The 13,682-nt window shown below is 32.0% G+C and carries 11 protein-coding genes; 4 read left to right on the top strand and 7 right to left on the bottom strand.

Going from position 1 to position 13,682, the window contains the following annotated elements:
* Positions 1 to 13 precede the first annotated feature (13 nt).
* Positions 14 to 2,023: a DNA primase gene (gene dnaG / locus ACKTSU_RS11850; RefSeq protein ID WP_408036597.1), complete on the top strand. Its 2,010-nt coding sequence runs from the start codon at positions 14 to 16 to the stop codon at positions 2,021 to 2,023.
* Positions 2,024 to 2,237: 214 nt separating this feature from the next.
* Here the strand turns inward: dnaG and nadE are convergent, their stop codons facing one another.
* The gene (gene nadE / locus ACKTSU_RS11845; protein ID WP_408036595.1) at positions 2,238 to 3,026 is read right to left on the bottom strand and encodes an NAD(+) synthase; all 789 of its coding nucleotides are present in this window, start codon (positions 3,024 to 3,026) and stop codon (positions 2,238 to 2,240) included.
* A gap of 92 nt (positions 3,027 to 3,118) precedes the next feature.
* Between nadE and gldB the strand changes: the two genes are divergently transcribed.
* Genes gldB through ACKTSU_RS11830 form a run of 3 tightly spaced genes read left to right on the top strand, consistent with a single transcriptional unit; the run spans position 3,119 to position 4,832 of the window.
* The gene (gene gldB, locus ACKTSU_RS11840; RefSeq protein WP_408036593.1) at positions 3,119 to 4,081 is read left to right on the top strand and encodes a gliding motility lipoprotein GldB; all 963 of its coding nucleotides are present in this window, start codon (positions 3,119 to 3,121) and stop codon (positions 4,079 to 4,081) included.
* Positions 4,081 to 4,419 carry a gliding motility protein GldC gene (gene gldC, locus ACKTSU_RS11835; RefSeq protein WP_299001378.1) on the top strand — a complete coding sequence of 113 codons (339 nt, stop codon included), beginning with the start codon at positions 4,081 to 4,083 and terminating at the stop codon, positions 4,417 to 4,419. The genes gldB and gldC overlap by 1 nt, the downstream gene beginning before the upstream one ends.
* Positions 4,419 to 4,832: a hypothetical protein gene (locus ACKTSU_RS11830; RefSeq protein WP_408036591.1), complete on the top strand. Its 414-nt coding sequence runs from the start codon at positions 4,419 to 4,421 to the stop codon at positions 4,830 to 4,832. Before gldC ends, ACKTSU_RS11830 begins: the two co-directional genes overlap by 1 nt.
* Positions 4,833 to 4,859: 27 nt before the next feature.
* On the opposite strand, the gene folK is transcribed toward ACKTSU_RS11830, so the two are convergent.
* The 6 genes from folK to tamL form a co-directional block, all read right to left on the bottom strand.
* Positions 4,860 to 5,990, bottom strand: coding sequence for a 2-amino-4-hydroxy-6-hydroxymethyldihydropteridine diphosphokinase (gene folK, locus ACKTSU_RS11825; protein WP_408036589.1), 1,131 nt, complete (start codon positions 5,988 to 5,990; stop codon positions 4,860 to 4,862).
* Positions 5,991 to 6,284: 294 nt separating this feature from the next.
* A complete protein-coding gene (locus ACKTSU_RS11820) occupies positions 6,285 to 8,525 on the bottom strand; it encodes a polyribonucleotide nucleotidyltransferase (protein WP_408036587.1) in 2,241 nt (746 codons plus the stop codon).
* 192 nt (positions 8,526 to 8,717) lie between these two features.
* Positions 8,718 to 8,987 carry a 30S ribosomal protein S15 gene (rpsO, locus tag ACKTSU_RS11815; RefSeq protein WP_274635235.1) on the bottom strand — a complete coding sequence of 90 codons (270 nt, stop codon included), beginning with the start codon at positions 8,985 to 8,987 and terminating at the stop codon, positions 8,718 to 8,720.
* A gap of 142 nt (positions 8,988 to 9,129) precedes the next feature.
* Positions 9,130 to 9,987: an acetyl-CoA carboxylase, carboxyltransferase subunit beta gene (accD, locus tag ACKTSU_RS11810; protein WP_408036586.1), complete on the bottom strand. Its 858-nt coding sequence runs from the start codon at positions 9,985 to 9,987 to the stop codon at positions 9,130 to 9,132.
* A 50-nt stretch (positions 9,988 to 10,037) separates the two neighbouring features.
* Complete coding sequence (fbaA, locus tag ACKTSU_RS11805) at positions 10,038 to 11,096, bottom strand: class II fructose-bisphosphate aldolase (protein WP_408036585.1); 1,059 nt, start codon at positions 11,094 to 11,096, stop codon at positions 10,038 to 10,040.
* 94 nt (positions 11,097 to 11,190) lie between these two features.
* A complete protein-coding gene (gene tamL / locus ACKTSU_RS11800; RefSeq protein WP_408036584.1) occupies positions 11,191 to 13,644 on the bottom strand; it encodes a translocation and assembly module lipoprotein TamL in 2,454 nt (817 codons plus the stop codon).
* Between the last annotated feature and the right edge of the window lie 38 nt (positions 13,645 to 13,682).

The raw sequence follows: 13,682 nt of genomic DNA, 5'->3' as shown, positions 1-13,682 counted from the left end.
TATTTTATAGTGTATGATTACCCAACAAACCATTGATAAAGTTTTTGAAACCGCCCGAGTAGAAGAGGTGATAGGAGAGTTTGTGCAGTTAAAAAAAGCGGGAAGTAGCTTTAAAGGATTAAGTCCGTTTACTGATGAACGCACCCCATCTTTTATGGTGTCGCCTGTAAAACAAATTTGGAAAGATTTTAGTACAGGTAAAGGAGGAAATGCGATTTCTTTTTTAATGGAGCACGAACATTATACATATCCTGAAGCTATACGTTGGTTGGCTGAAAAGTACAATATTGAAATTGAAGAAACTGAACAGTCTGATGAACAAAAACAGCAGGTAAATGAACGTGAAAGTATGTTTTTGGTATCAAAATTTGCCAAAGATTATTTTCATGATGTGTTAATGAACACACAAAATGGTAGAGCCATCGGTTTGTCATATTTTAAAGAAAGAGGATTTAGAGAAGACACCATAGAAAAATTTGATTTAGGATATTGTAAAGATGAATGGGATAACTTTACAAAAGCAGCTCTAGATAAAGGTTTCGATTTAAAATATTTAAAATCTACAGGATTAACTATTGTTAAAGAAGGTGGAGCTGAGGATAGAAAATTCGACCGTTTTAAAGGACGTGTGATGTTTCCTATTCATAGTATGTCGGGACGAATTTTAGGTTTTGGAGGACGTATTCTTACCAATGATAAAAAAGCAGCAAAATACCTGAATTCGCCAGAAAGTGAAATTTATCATAAGAGTAAAATTTTATACGGATTATATCAGGCTAAGAAAGAAATAGCTAAAGAAGATAATTGCTTTTTAGTAGAAGGATATACCGATGTAATTTCATTTCATCAATCAGGAATTGAAAATGTGGTAGCTTCATCGGGTACAGCATTAACTCCCGATCAAATTCGATTGGTAAACCGATTAACTAAAAATATTACGGTGCTTTTTGATGGAGATGCAGCAGGAATTAGAGCATCACTTCGTGGAATTGATTTAATTCTTGAACAAGGAATGAATGTGAAAGTGGTTGCTTTTCCGGAAGGCGAAGACCCAGATAGCTTTGCAAAAGCACATTCTAATGCCGATTTAAAACAGTATTTAGCTGAAAAAGCTCAAGATTTTATAGAGTTTAAAGTTTCTTTATTAATGAAAGAAGCGGCGAATGATCCTGTGAAAAAAGCAGGTTTAATTCGCGATATTGTAACAAGCATCTCTAAAATTCCTGATGGAATTCAACGAGAGGTTTATGTACAAGAGTGTGCTCGTATTATGGATATTTCTGAGCAGGTTTTATTTAGTGAATTGGCTCAATTATTAAAAAAAGGAGCTGTAGCTGCTCAAAAAAGTAGTTTAAGGTCAGATTCAAATCAACCGCCTCCAGAGTATATGTATGAACAAGAGCAACCTGTAATGGGGCTTGTTAAAGGAGGAAAAGGGAAGTTACAGCAAAGTATTGATCAGCTAAATATTCTAGAAAAAGAAATCATAAGAATTTTGTTGCTATATGGTAATGAAATTGTTGATTTTGTCAATTGGGTAGACGCAGTAGATGAAAGAGGACGACCATTTTTAGAGAAAGAAGAGTATCAAAACACCGTTTCTAACGAATTGTATTTGAATTTACAAGAAGATGAGATAGAGTTTACCAATGAAGTTTTCAAATTAACTTATTTTGAATTGATTCATCAATTAAATCAAGATGAAAAAATAAGTGTCGATTATTTGGTAATGCACGAAAACCCTCAAATATCAAGTTTGGTAACTAATATTTTGATGGATGAAGAAAAGTATAATTTAAGTGATTGGGAGCGTAAAGAGGTTTTTGTAACAGAAACAATAAAAGTCCTTCCAAAATTGGTTACAGATGCAGTTTTAAACTTGCGTAGGGTTTTAATTGAAGAAAAAATAAAGGAGATAATGCATGAAAGCCAAGAGCAAAGTGTTACTCCTGATCTGGAAGAAATCGCAAATTATACAGGATTGAAAAAACGCCTTTTTGAAAAATTAAATCGTGTTATTTAATATTAAGAAATAGCTAAATATCTAGAGTTTTAAAGTTTTTAACATTTTTTTTGTAATTTTACCTGCGAAAAGAACAAGAAATAAAATAAAAATGAGAAAGTTGCTGCGAATACTAGAGTTATTTAGATTGCTTATTATACTCCCTTTAAATATATCTAACGGGCAAAAAAAGAGTGCTTATCAAAAGATTAAGCGTCAAATGATGTCTGTTAACTTACTTTAACTCTTTAGGGATTTCACAAATAGGAATTGGAACCATCTTATGCTGATTAATTCGGTTAAGACGCGTGTATATTTTATATACCTCTAACTCTCTACCAGAAAAATCATCAATGGTTTTTCCAATATTTTGCATTTGCATAGCCCATTCTAGTTCGTCATATGAAGCTCCAATTTGGTCTTCATCGGTTCTGCTATCACCAAATAAACCATCTGTAGGTTGTGCTTTTTGAATAGAAGTAGGCACTTCTAAGTATTTTGCTAATTCATACACTTCTGATTTTACTAAATCAGCAATCGGACTTAAATCAACACCACCATCACCATATTTAGTGAAGAATCCTACACCAAAATCTTCTACTTTGTTTCCTGTTCCTGCTACTAACAAACCATGCAATCCAGCAAAATAATATAATGTAGTCATTCGTAAACGAGCACGAGTATTCGCTAAAGCTAAATCAACTTTAGGAGAAGATTCAATTTGAGGAACTACAGTCTTAAAATCTTCAAAAGTAGAGGTTAAGTTTACTTCCACTTCACTCACATTACTGTAACGCTCACGTAATTGTTTAATATGTTCATTTCCTCTGTTTACTTGACTTTCTGCCTGATGAATTGGTAGTTCTACACACAAGGTTGGTAAACCAGTCTTAGCACATAAAGTTGAGGTAACAGCACTGTCAATTCCGCCAGATATTCCTACAACAAAGCCATTTACTTTGGCATTAGTAGCGTATTCTTTTAACCAATTTACGATATGTTCTGCAACTTTAGAAGTGTTCATTTGTGAGATATTTTAAGACTTAATCACTAAGGGATAAAAACTATTTTAGTAATTTCGACGTTGTAATTTAGAATGTAAATATACTAAAGTTCATGAGAAAAATTTTAGCGCTGCTTACCTTTATTGTGGTTAGCTTTTCGTGTAAAAAGGAAGGAAGTAATAAGTTAAATATAGATGTATCGAATATTGAGGCTAATGTAGAAATAGAACGTTTTGATGTTGATTTTTATAACACAACACCTAATGAGCTTTCTATAACAAAAGAAAAATACCCGATGTTCTTTCCTCCTCAACCCGATAGTGTTTGGATAAACAAAATAAATGATAAAGATGAACAAGAGTTGTTTGCTGAAACCCAAAAAGTTTTTTCTGAAATCAATAGAGAAAAAGAGGAGTTAACATCACTATTCAAACATGTAAAATATTACAACCCGAAGTTTGTGAGTCCGAAAGTAATTACCATGCTAACAAATATTGATTACAACAATCGAATAGTTTATACCGATAGCTTATTATTAATTTCTTTAGATGCTTATTTAGGAGGAAAACATGAGTTTTACAACGATTATCCTGAATATGTAAAACAGAATAATACCAAAGAACATATTGTGGTAGACGTAGCAAAAGCTATTGTTGGTAAGCAAATGTTACCAAGTACAGCTAGAAGTTTTATTGATAAAATTATTTATCGCGGAAAGAAAATGTATTTGTTAGATGCTTATTTACCAACTATTCCAGATGCGATTAAAGTAGGATATTCACAAACTAAATTAGATTGGGCTAAAAGCAATGAAGAGCAAATTTGGATGTATTTTATTGAGAAAGATTTGTTGTATAGTACCAGTAAAGATGTTGATAAACGTTTTTTAGATTTGGCACCTTTTTCTAAGTTTTATATGGAAGAAGACAACCAATCACCAGGAAGAATAGGCGAGTGGATTGGTTGGCAAATAGTACGTTCGTATATGCAAAAGAATGACGTATCTTTGCATCAATTATTACAAACAAGTGAAGAGGAAATCTTCAAAAAATCAGGATACAAACCAAAAAGATAATGGCGGTTAAACATACATCAAAGATTACATTTAAAGTAGGATTAGACGAAAACAGAATTCCAGAAGAAATTACTTGGAATGCAGAGGACGGAGGAATAAAAGATGAGGCATCAAAAGCAATTATGCTGTCTGTTTGGGATCATAAACAAAAAGATACATTGCGTATGGATTTATGGACCAAAGACATGCCTGTAGATGAAATGAAGCAGTTTTTTCATCAAACCTTAGTATCTATGGCAAATTCGTTTGAAAGAGCTACGAATGACGAAAAAATGAGCGCTACCATGCGCGATTTTTGTGATTACTTTGCTGAAAAGCTAGAGTTAATTCAGAAATAATGAGTTCTGAAAAAGAGCAAGATATAATAATAAGAAATAAATTATGGTTAGCTTTTATGCCTATTTTAATAGTTTTTATTATTGCTTCTTATTTTAAAACTAACTCACTTAATTACAAAAGGAAAATTTATTATGAGGCAAAAAGTATTTCTTATTCAGGAGTAATTATAAGAAAAAGAATTGACAAAGATTTTGGAGATGTAGGTTCTAGAACACCAAGGATAATTACATTAAATTCAAATTATGAAAAAAATGTTTTTTCTAATTTATTTGATAGACTGAGAGTAGGAGATTCAGTTGTGAAAAAACAAGGATTTGATTCAGTTTATTATTACAGAGATAATAAAATTTTACATATAGTAGATGAATTGAAATATTTACGAGAAGATTATTTAGTAAATATAGAGAAATAAAAAAAGCAGCTTTTAAAGCTGCTTTTTTTATGCGTTGTGATTTTTTATTTTATTAATGATGGTTTCATAATCATCAAGATTATTTACAAAATCCAGTTCAGAAACATCAATAATTAAAATATTTAAATCAGGTTGTGTTTTGATAAAGTTACTATAGCCGTCATGAATTTTCTGTAAGTAACTTGCTTCTATATTTTGTTCGTAATCACGACCACGTTTCTTTATGTTTTCTAATAAACGCTCTGTGTTTTGATATAAATAAACGTATAAATCAGGTTTAGTAATTTCCTTGTACATTAAATCAAACATTTTTCTGTACAATTTATACTCGTCACTATGTAAAGTAACCTGTGCAAAAATGAGCGATTTAAAAATATAATAATCAGAAACAATAAAGTTTTTAAACAAATCAAATTGCGCTAAATCATCTGATAATTGTTGATAGCGATCCGCTAAAAAACTCATTTCTAAAGGAAAAGCAAAACGTTCATTGTCGTTATAAAACTTTGGTAAAAACGGATTATCAGCAAAACGTTCTAGTACGATTTTAGCGTTAAATTCGTCAGACATCATATTTGCTAAAGATGTTTTTCCTGCACCAATATTTCCCTCAATAGCAATGTAATTATACTTTTCAGTAATAGGAATTGGTCGTTCAAGTTTCACATCTAACTTTGTGATTTCCGAAGTGTCAGAACAATTTTCTAAACAGATATATAAATGTTTTTTTTCTATTGGATGAATAACATTACGAGCAATTTCAACCAAAGGAACTAAAGCGAATTTACGCTCTAACATTCTAGGGTGCGGAACAATTAAAGTCTTTGAAAAGATGATTTCATCATCAAATAATAGAATATCTAAATCGATTAATCTATCTGAATATTCGTTAGTATCTTTTCGAGTTCTCCCTAATTCTTTTTCAATAGAAAGGAGTCTTAAAATTAATTGCTCAGGTGGTAAATACGTTGAAACTTTTATACAAGTATTATAAAAATTATTACTGTTAAAACCCCAAGAAGCTGTTTCGTATACTGAAGCTACTTTTAAAACTGCTCCTACTTTATCAGCAATTAAATTAATTGCTTGTTGAATGTTTGCAAGCTTGTCTCCTTGATTGGTTCCTATAGAAATATATGTGATTCGTTGTATTTTCATGAGTAGAATGCAAAGAAAAATAAAACTTAAATAAGAAGTGCTAAAAAAATGGCTTTTTATTTAAATATTTTTTTTAAAAAAAGGTAGGGTGTTTTTATATTGAACTGTTTTAGTAGTGGATTTCTTTATAGAGTAAGATTTTTATATGATTATTGGGGAATGATCTAGAACAACTCTAAGTTAAAAGGCTACTGTTATTATGGTAGCCTTTTTTTTATTGTAAAATTTAAAAATGTAATAAAACAAAAAGGTAACCAATTTGGTTACCTTTTTGTTTTTATATAGAAAAGAATATTATGATTCTTTTTTCTCTTCTCTAGGTCTTCTGTCATCACGACGATTATCGCGGTTGCGATTGTCGCGACCTCCTCTGTTATCTTTATTATTGTCTCTAGGTGGTCTAGCTACATAACCTTCAGGTTTTGGTAATATCGCTTTACGAGATACTTTTTCCTTACGAGTTTTAGGATCAATTCCAAAGTATTTTACATCAATAATATCGCCAATGTTTACTACATCAGTTACATTGTTTGTACGTTCCCAAGCAAGCTCACTAACGTGTAATAATACTTCATTTCCTGGAGCTTCAGTATATTCAACAACAGCACCAAAATCTAATATTTTTATAACTTTTACTTCGTAAATAGAACCTTTTTCAGGTTTAAACATCATAGAGTCGATACGAGCAAGTACTTTATCAATTCCTTCTTGGTTAGTACCTAAAATTTCAACGATTCCTTCTTCAGTAACAGGATCTTCATTAATTACAATAGTAGTTTCTGTTTCTTTTTGTAACTCTTGAATGTGTTTTCCTTGTGGTCCGATAAACGCACCGATTAAGTCGTTAGGAATAACTCTATTTACCATTTTAGGAGCATGAGGCTTCACATCTGCATTTGGAGTAGCAATTGTGTCAGTTAATTTCTCTAAAATATGTAAACGACCATCACGAGCTTGTTTTAATGCTTTAACTAAGATTTCGTAAGATAATCCTTTAATCTTAATATCCATTTGACAAGCAGTAATACCATCAGCGGTACCAGTTACTTTAAAGTCCATATCTCCTAAGTGATCTTCATCACCTAAAATATCAGATAAAACAGCATAACGATCACCATCAGAGATTAATCCCATTGCGATACCTGAAACTGGTTTTTTCATTTGAACTCCAGCATCCATTAATGCCATAGTACCAGAACAAACAGTTGCCATAGAAGAAGAACCGTTAGATTCTAATACTTCAGAAACTACACGTACTGTGTAAGGACAATCTGCAGGAATCATTCCTTTTAAGGCTCTTTGAGCTAAGTTTCCGTGTCCTATTTCACGACGAGAAGTTCCTCTTAAAGGACGCGCTTCACCAGTTGAAAATGGAGGGAAGTTATAGTGTAAATAGAATTTTTCTTCACCTTGTAATGTAGGAGAATCTACCATGTTAGCATCTCTAGAAGTACCTAAAGTAACAGTAGCTAACGCTTGAGTTTCACCACGTGTAAAGATTGATGAACCATGAGTTCTTGGTAAATAATCAACCTCACACCAAATTGGTCTAATATCAGTAGTTGTACGACCGTCTAAACGTAAACCTTCGTTTAAAGTTAAGTCTCTAACCGCTGCTTTGTGTGCTTTACCAAAATACTTTCCTACTAAATCACCATACTCTTCTAATTCTTCTTCGGTAAACATTGCGATAACTTCATCTTTTACTTCAGAAAAAGCTAATCCTCTTTCTTGTTTAGAAGTTCCTTTTTTAGCAATGTCATAACATTTTTGGTAAGCTGCTTCATGAATTTTAGCTGCTAACTCTTCGTTTTCAGCCTCTCCTTCGTATTCACGAGTTTCTTTTTTACCAAAAGCTTCTGCTAATGCTACTTGAGCATCACACTGTACTTTAATAGCTTCGTGTGCTATGCGGATTGCTTCTGCCATTTCTTCTTCAGAAACTTCGTCCATTTCACCTTCAACCATGGCAACGAAGTCATTAGAAGCTCCAACCATTAAGTCGATGTCAGCTTCTGCTAATTGAGTAGCGCTCGGGTTAATGATAAACTCACCGTTAATACGTGCAACACGTACTTCAGAAATTGGTGCTTCAAAAGGAATGTCTGATAACTGAATTGCTGCAGATGCTGCTAAACCAGCTAAAGCATCAGGCATTACATTTTCGTCATGAGACATTAATTGAATCATTACCTGAGTTTCTGCGTGATAATCTTTTGGGAATAATGGACGTAAAACACGGTCAACCAAACGCATGGTTAAAATTTCTTCGTTAGAAGGACGTGCTTCACGTTTCATAAATCCACCAGGGTAACGACCTGCGGCAGCAAATTTTTCACGGTAATCTACCGTTAATGGTAAAAAGTCTATACCTGGATTTGCAGTTCTTGCTGATACAACTGTAGCTAATAACATTGTATCTCCCATTCTTACAACAACAGAACCATCTGCTTGTTTTGCTAATTTTCCTGTTTCTAATGTGATGGTTCTTCCATCTCCAAGTTCTATAACTTGGTTAAATACTTTTGGAATCATAAATTAATTCGTCTAAATTTTTAATTCGTTTTTGTTTGTTGTTGTGTTGTTGTTGTTGTTCCAATGGAAAAATCAAAATTGTTGTTAATAATTTTGAACTTTTTATATATAAATTTCTGGTTGTTAGTCAGAAATACTTTTTGTTGTAAAATAAAAAAGAGGCACGTTTATAGAGCCTCTTTTTTTGTAGAATTATTTTCTAATTCCTAATTCTTTAATAATCGCACGGTATCTGTTGATATCTTTTTTCTTTAGATAATCTAACAAGCTTCTACGCTTACCTACCATTTTAACTAATGAACGCTCAGTGTTAAAATCTTTACGATTTCTTTTTAAGTGCTCAGTTAAGTGATTAATTCTGTGCGTAAATAACGCGATTTGTCCTTCAGCAGTACCAGTATCATTTGCTCCCTTACCGTGTTTTGCGAAGATTTGTTCTTTAACTTCTTTTGTTAAATACATGCCAATATTGTTTAAATGATTATTATGTACTCAATGCTATTACATTGAAGTTGCAAATGTACGATTATTTTTTAAATGAGAACTATTCATGTATATTGAAAATGATAGAAAGCAAAAGGGCTAGCAATTGCTAGCCCTTTTGTTATGCTCTTACAGGTTGGTTTTGTATTAAATCTAAATATAAATTCACCTGTTTTTTTAAGTCTTTTCTTTCGTAGATAGCATCTAAGAAACCGTGTTCTAATAAAAATTCTGAACGTTGGAAGCCTTCAGGTAAATCTTTACCTGTAGTATCTTTTACTACACGAGGTCCTGCAAATCCAATTAAAGCATTTGGTTCAGCAATATTAATGTCTCCTAACATTGCAAAAGAAGCTGTTGTTCCCCCTGTAGTAGGATCGGTACATAATGAAATGTATGGAATTTTAGCTTCTGCTAACTGAGCTAGCTTTACTGAAGTTTTTGCTAATTGCATTAAAGAAATTAATGCTTCTTGCATACGTGCTCCTCCTGATTTAGAAATCATTAAGAAAGGAATTTTATGTTCAAGTGAATGATCAATAGCACGAGCTATTTTTTCACCTACAACACTACCCATTGAACCACCGATAAAAGAGAAGTCCATAGCTGCAATTACTAAATCTTTCCCATTTGATTTACCAACGGCAGCTCGTGCAGCGTCTTTTAAACCTGTTTTCTTTTGAGCCGCTTTTAATTTTTCAGGATACTTTTTAGTGTCCTCGAATTTTAAGGGATCTTTAGCCGATAATTTTGGTGCTATTTCTGTGAACTTATTGTCATCAAAAAATATTTCAAAATATTCTTTACTTCCTACACGTACATGGTATCCATCTTCTGGACTAACATATAGGTTTCTTTTAAGTTCATCGGTGTCAATTATCTTTCCGCTTGGGGTTTTATACCACAAGCCTTTCGGTGTGTCTTTCTTTTCTTCTGTTGGGGTTTGAATCCCTTTGTCTGTACGTTTAAACCAAGCCATAATTTAGTTTTTTAATCTTTAGTTGTTTGGTTTTTCTTTTTCAAAGAATTTTATAATGTGTTTACATTATTTAAATCTTCAAAAGCTTTCTTTAATCTAGCTTTAAAAGTTTGTTCTCCTTCGCGTAACCATTTACGAGGATCGTAATGTTTTTTGTTAGGAACATCATCTCCTTCAGGGTTACCTATTTGAGACTGCAAATATGCAGATTTTTCTTTCATATAATCACGAACACCTTCGGTGAATGCATATTGTAAATCAGTATCGATATTCATTTTAATAACTCCATAGCCAATAGCTTCACGAATTTCTTCTAAAGTAGAACCTGACCCTCCATGGAATACAAAGTCGATTGTATTGTGAGGTACATTGTACTTTTCTGAAATATACTCTTGAGAGTTCTTTAAAATTTTCGGAGTTAATTTTACGTTTCCTGGTTTGTAAACACCGTGTACGTTACCAAAAGCAGCAGCGATAGTAAACTGAGGGCTTACTTTCATTAATTCTTCGTAAGCATAAGCTACTTCTTCTGGTTGAGTATATAGTTTAGAAACATCTACATCAGAATTATCAACACCATCTTCTTCACCTCCAGTAATTCCTAATTCAATTTCTAAAGTCATTCCCATTTTACTCATGCGAGCAAGGTATTCTTTACAAATTTCAATATTTTCTTCTAAAGGTTCTTCACTTAAATCAATCATGTGAGAACTATATAAAGGTTTTCCTGTTTCTTTATAAAATTGCTCACTAGCATCTAATAAACCATCAATCCAAGGTAATAATTTTTTAGCAGCATGATCGGTATGTAAAATAACAGGAACCCCGTAAGCTTCTGCTAATAAATGTATATGTTTAGCACCTGCTACTGCGCCTGCAATAGCAGCTTTTTCATTTTCGTTTGATAAGCCTTTACCTGCATTAAATTGAGCACCTCCGTTAGAGAACTGGATAATTACAGGTGAGTTAAGTTCTTTAGCTGTTTCTAAAACAGTATTAATAGTATTAGAACCTACAACATTAACAGCTGGTAGAGCAAAGTTTTTTTGCTTAGCTAATTCAAAAATTGCTTGAACTTCTTTTCCGGTGGCAACCCCAGGTTTAATCATCTTTTGTTTTTTATTAGTTGTGTGTTACAAAATTAGGGAACAAATCTACACTTTTTTTATAAGTTGCGATAAATTTTTGATAGAAAGTAGTTTATTAAAAAGGGTAGTTGATACCGATATTTAGTACTGAGTTAGTGAAATTAAAGTTTCTAAACCATCTATTACCAGCTAGGTAAGGTTCGTGTGCTTTAAAGCCTAAATCTAATCGGGCAATTAAAAATTTGAAATCATATCGAAGCCCGAAACCAGCACCTACAGCCATATCTTTTATTGATTTAATTCCTTTAAATTTAGAAGGATCATCAACAAAACTTGAGTTGGTGATATCCCAAATATTTCCAGCATCAACAAATAAAGCTGATTTAAGCGAGCCAAAAACATTAAATCGATATTCGAAACTGGTTAAAAATTTTAAACTACCTATATTGTATTCTAATAAAGGAGTTCTAGTACCAGGACCTAAATCATAGGTTCTCCAAGCTCGTATATCATTAGAACCTCCAGCAAAATAACTACGAGAAAAAGGAATGTCAGAATTGTCGTAAGTAAAAATAGCTCCAAGAAAAGTCCTATGAGCAAGTACATTATTATCACCTAAGTCCCAGTATTTTTTATATTCAATATCAGTTTTAAAATATTGTGCTATTGGAATTTTAAATACTGTTTTTTGATCTAAATTATTTTTATTTTTAGATAAAAGCCCCATAAAGTTTCCAGAGTTAGCAATTCTAATTTTTAGAAATGAAAAGCTAGCGTCTTTAACACTTTCTTGGTTGTTATACGTATACCCATAAGCTATTTCAGGAATCAAGAAATCAGAGGTAATAATATTGAATCGATTTGCAATATTGAGTACATTTTGATATTCGGTAGGATTAGAACCCGCAAAAGAAGTGTCTGTAAGCACATTTCTCATAAACCCTACAATTAGATTAAAATTAGTTGCGGTGTTTTCAGGTAAAGTGTATGAAGGGTCAAAAATAGCAGCTACTTCATCTAGTTTTAGATATTCAGAATTGTAGATAGAAAAGTAATTATCTACATTTAAGTTTCTAATGTATTGTGTGTTTAATATTTCTAGTTGAATAGATTTTTTAGCGTCATAATCCCATCTGTAATCTATTCCAACGGAAATATTTTGTTTGTCTAAACCAATGTTTTTTTGAATACCTATACCTGAATAGAATTTGGTTCTAGGAAACATTTTTTTAGGAACTAGTTTATGTAAACCGAAAGGAGCCATAAAACGAGGAACTTCTAACGAAATGTCAGAACCTATTTCCCAACCAGGACCATTGTTTGAATTAAAATAGGAACCAAAGGTTGAAAATTTAAAGATTTCTGCACCTTTAAAAGTATTCCTGTTGGTTAAAGAGAATTTTAAAGAGACATCAAAATTACGAATATTAGAACGGGATAGTTCAGATTCAAATCCTAAGGTGTATTTTTCAATAGGGGTTAAAAAAATGTTGGCTTCTAGTTCGTTTTCGTTCAACTCATCATATCTAATAGAAGTAGCTTTGAAATTTTTTAAACCCCTTAAATGTAAACGTGTTAAATTTCTGAGAGAATCACTGTAAACATTGTTTGGTTTTATAAAGATAGATTGAGATAAATACTTAGGGTTGTATTTTAATTTGCGTAGCGCATAAAAATTAATTCCTTCATAGTTTGTAGTATCTCTGTGTCTAGCATTACGTCTATTATAAGCGAAATCTGTATAAACATTAACTTTTTTGATTTTTTGAACTTGAAAAGGAATTGATCTTTCTGAAATTTCTACATCTACATTTGACTTTTCATAGTTTTTTAAAGTGTCAATTTCAAAGGAAATGTAATTTTCATTAAAATGATAAATACCTTTGTTTCTAAAAAGTTTTACCAACCGATTAGCTTCTTTTATAAAGTTGTTATCTTTATATTGATCTCCTGACTTTAAGTAACTTTTATTTTTAGTCGATTGATATAGAGAATCTAAAACAGGAGAAGTGATAATAGTTTTAATAGTGTCTATAAGCGAGGGGTTTCCTTTGGTAATATGGTAGCTTATTTCTCCTTTTCTCTTCCCAATAGTATCTTTTTTTGAAAATACTTTAGCTCTAAAATGCCCTTCAGTTTGATAGTACGTTTTTAAGTTATCTACTGTTCTTGCAGTTTTTTTATCGTCTATAATAACAGGGGCTTGTCCACTAGTTAAAAACCAATTATTGAACCCGATAAAAGTTTTAGCAACCGAAATACTTTGCTTTTCAGAAAAAAGATCACTAATAAAATTATAAGTTTTTTGATGTTTTTTTCCCCATTCACTGGGTGTCTTTGGAGCTTCAGGATTTCCAAGGTTGTAAAAATGTAACGATAAAGGCATTCCTAAAGCCTTAGCATTAGGACGTTGCATTAGTAATTCAGAAATGTTTTCGCTTGAACTTTTTACACTGTCAATATACACGGTGTTTTTTGCCAGTAACAATTCATTTTCTTTAACATATTTAATCGTGCTACACGAACTGAATAAGACTACTAATAAAAAGAAGAAAAAAAGTTTTTTCATTAACTTTACGCCTCGTATTAAGAATCAAAAATACTATT

This window comes from Tenacibaculum aestuarii (genome assembly GCF_964510395.1).
Classification (GTDB): Bacteria; Bacteroidota; Bacteroidia; order Flavobacteriales; family Flavobacteriaceae; genus Polaribacter; species Polaribacter aestuarii.
This window is presented reverse-complemented; position numbering and strand designations above follow the sequence as displayed.